This window comes from Protofrankia sp. Cr1 (assembly GCF_963555865.1).
GTDB lineage: Bacteria > Actinomycetota > Actinomycetes > Frankiales > Frankiaceae > Protofrankia.
On the sequence record NZ_CAUVXO010000448.1, the window covers coordinates 1 to 2,567 of the forward strand.

The following is a 2,567-nucleotide window of genomic DNA, read 5'->3' on the forward strand; positions in this document are numbered from 1 at the left end:
GTTGTGATGTCAGCGTGTTCCGCAGTGGTCTCGGGTCAGGCGAGCGCGGCGCGGTGGCGACCGCCGGGACCGGGTTCGACGCGGACGTCTTGTGGGCTGAGTGTGGTGCCACAGGCGGGGCAGTGGGTGTCTTGGCGGACCGCAGTGCCGCAGTGGGTATGGATGAAATCGATGGGCGGTCCCTGCGGTGCGTACCATCGATCGCCCCAGGCGGTCAGGGCGATGATGACGGGCTGCAGCGCGCGGCCCTTGTCCGTGGGTAGGTACTCGCGCTGCTGTGCGGATGGGCCGTACTGGTGCTGGGCCATCAGTTCGGCGGCAACGAAGCCGTCCAGGCGGTTGGCCAGAATGTTGGGCGCCACGCCGAGGCTGCGTTGGAAGTCGGTGAACCGGGTGATGCCGCGGAACAGGGCGTCCCGGATGATCAGCAGGCTCCATCGTTCGCCGACGACCTCCAGAGCGCGGGCGGCGGAGCAGTTCTGGGCCTCGTAGGTGCGACCGAGCATGGGACCACGATACCCGGGGCATTTGCATGACGCTAGTGCTTTGCTCTATCCTGCTAGCGTCATGCAAGCCTGCCCGGGAGGAAAGCGCATAGCCATGGAACACAGCACACCAATCGATGTTGTCAACGAGTACCTGGCCAGCTTCTACTCCGGTGACTTCACCCGGGCCGCAGCCATACTCGCCGTGGACTTCTCGTTCCAGGGCCCGTTCCTAAGCGTGGAGGGCCGCGACGGGTTCCTGAGCGGGGCGCAGGGGCTGCGTCCGGTGGTCCGGGGCCACCGGCTGCTGCGTCAGTGGCAGGACGGTCACGAGGTCTGCTCGATCTACGAGGTCGACCTGAGCACCCTGGCCGGCTCGGGCAGTGTGGTCATGAGCGAGTGGCACACCGTGCGCGCTGGTCAGCTCGCCAGCGGTCGCGTCGTGTTCGACACCGCACCGTTCCACGCCCTGATGCCGGCGCGGCGAGGATGAAGCCAGGTGGGCGGAGTTGGGACCGGACGCCGCGGACAAGATCATGATGCTTTCAAGGCCGCCAGCGGCAGCTTGTACGGTGCCAGAACTCAGTTTCGGGCTGTTGACCTGCGGTTTCGCTGCTGGCGACAGTGGTGGATGATCGTTGGTCATGGTGCGGGTGTTCGGCTGGCTTGTGCTGCTGACTCGCAGCGACACTGCGAGGACGGCGGAACTGCTGGTGCTGCGCCACGAGGTCGCGGTACTGCGCCGCCAGGTCAGACGTCCCCGGTTCACCTGGCCCATCGCGCGGTCCTGGCCGCGTTGACCCGACACCTGCCCCGCGAGGTCCGGTCGCACCGGCTCGTAACTCCGGCGACCCTGCTGGCCTGGCATCGCCGCCTGGTCCGCCGTCGGCGGACCTACCCGTACCGGGCAGGTCGCCCGCCGGTGAATGATGACCTCCGGGCGCGGGTGATCCGCCTAGCCCGAGACAACCCCACCTGGGGCACCGTCGCATCCAGGGAGAACTGCTCGGGCCGGGCCATCGGATCGGCGCGGGCACGGTACGTCGCATCCTCGCCGATGCGGGACTCGGCCCGGCGCCGCGCCGCCATGCCGACCCGACCTGGCGTACCTTCATACGGACCCAGGCCGTGGGGCTGTTGGCCACCGACTTCTTCCACCTCGTGCGACGCGAAGTCGCTATGTGTGAGTGAGCCGAACGAAAGGAGGGTCGACGTGGTCGACGATTCGGCTCCGGGTTAGTGCTCAAATCCGGGTTAGTGCTCAAAGCCCGTCCCTGCCTCTGGCATGCGTCGTGTGTGCACTCCATGCACGGGGTGTGAAGCCCGGAGGGAAGCCCAAGGCCGGTGATCCATCCACGGGCTACAGGCAACGGGAAGGCCGGAAGGTCGAGCATCGCGATTCTTCGCGACCCGCAGCCCGGTCTCGTCGACCCCGAGCACCGGCGCCGCGGCAAGCAGGTCACGGACCTGCGGGAGGAACTGTTCGGCGAGCCGGGCGGCGGCACGGGCAAGCATCGCCACGACGGTGCCTGGCGAGACCGCGACGCCGTACAGCTCGCGCATCGCGTCCGCGGCGCGGTCCTTCGCGAGGAACTGGCCGCCGTAGAGGGAGAGGACCCGCGCCTCGACGCCGGGGCCGTACTGCACCGGGGTGTCCACCCCGGCGGGCGCGTCCGCCTTTGTCCGGGTGCCGCAGCAGGCGCACTCCCGCTCGACGAGCTGGTGCTCGATGACGACCGGGGCGACTGGCGGCAGGTCCACGACCTGCCGCCGCTCCCTCCCGGTGACCGGCGCGAGCAGCAAGCCGTCCCCACAGCCCCGGCACGCCGGCGGCTCGTGGACCAGCGTCCGGGTCAGGGTATCGACCATCGCCAGCGTCGAGGGGCATCCCGAACCCGGCGCGGAGGCTGAGTAGGTAGAGTTCCGGATCCTGCGTTGTGGGATCGGAAAAGTCGAGGCGGATCGCGCGACGGGTTTGGCCGCGCCGCGACTCGCCGAGGAAGACGCGTTCGAGTTCCAGACTTAGAGCGACCGGCAATAGGGGGACGCGGCGTCGCGGGGCTGGGGCACGCACCTCGCCAC

General features: G+C 68.8%; 3 protein-coding genes and 1 pseudogene. 2 read left to right on the forward strand and 2 right to left on the reverse strand.

Going from position 1 to position 2,567, the window contains the following annotated elements; all coding sequences use genetic code 11:
• Positions 1 to 35: 35 nt before the first annotated feature.
• Positions 36 to 506, reverse strand: coding sequence for a helix-turn-helix domain-containing protein (locus U9980_RS23405; protein ID WP_322769910.1), 471 nt, complete (start codon positions 504 to 506; stop codon positions 36 to 38).
• A 94-nt stretch (positions 507 to 600) separates the two neighbouring features.
• On the opposite strand from U9980_RS23405, the gene U9980_RS23410 reads away from it, so the two are divergent.
• Both U9980_RS23410 and U9980_RS23415 read left to right on the forward strand, forming a co-directional pair.
• Positions 601 to 978 carry a nuclear transport factor 2 family protein gene (locus U9980_RS23410; protein ID WP_322769911.1) on the forward strand — a complete coding sequence of 126 codons (378 nt, stop codon included), beginning with the start codon at positions 601 to 603 and terminating at the stop codon, positions 976 to 978.
• A gap of 151 nt (positions 979 to 1,129) precedes the next feature.
• Positions 1,130 to 1,646, forward strand: a pseudogene (locus U9980_RS23415) (integrase); the annotation flags it as partial.
• A gap of 93 nt (positions 1,647 to 1,739) precedes the next feature.
• Here the strand turns inward: U9980_RS23415 and U9980_RS23420 are convergent.
• Complete coding sequence (locus U9980_RS23420; protein ID WP_322769912.1) at positions 1,740 to 2,354, reverse strand: IS66 family transposase zinc-finger binding domain-containing protein; 615 nt, start codon at positions 2,352 to 2,354, stop codon at positions 1,740 to 1,742.
• Positions 2,355 to 2,567: the final 213 nt, after the last annotated feature.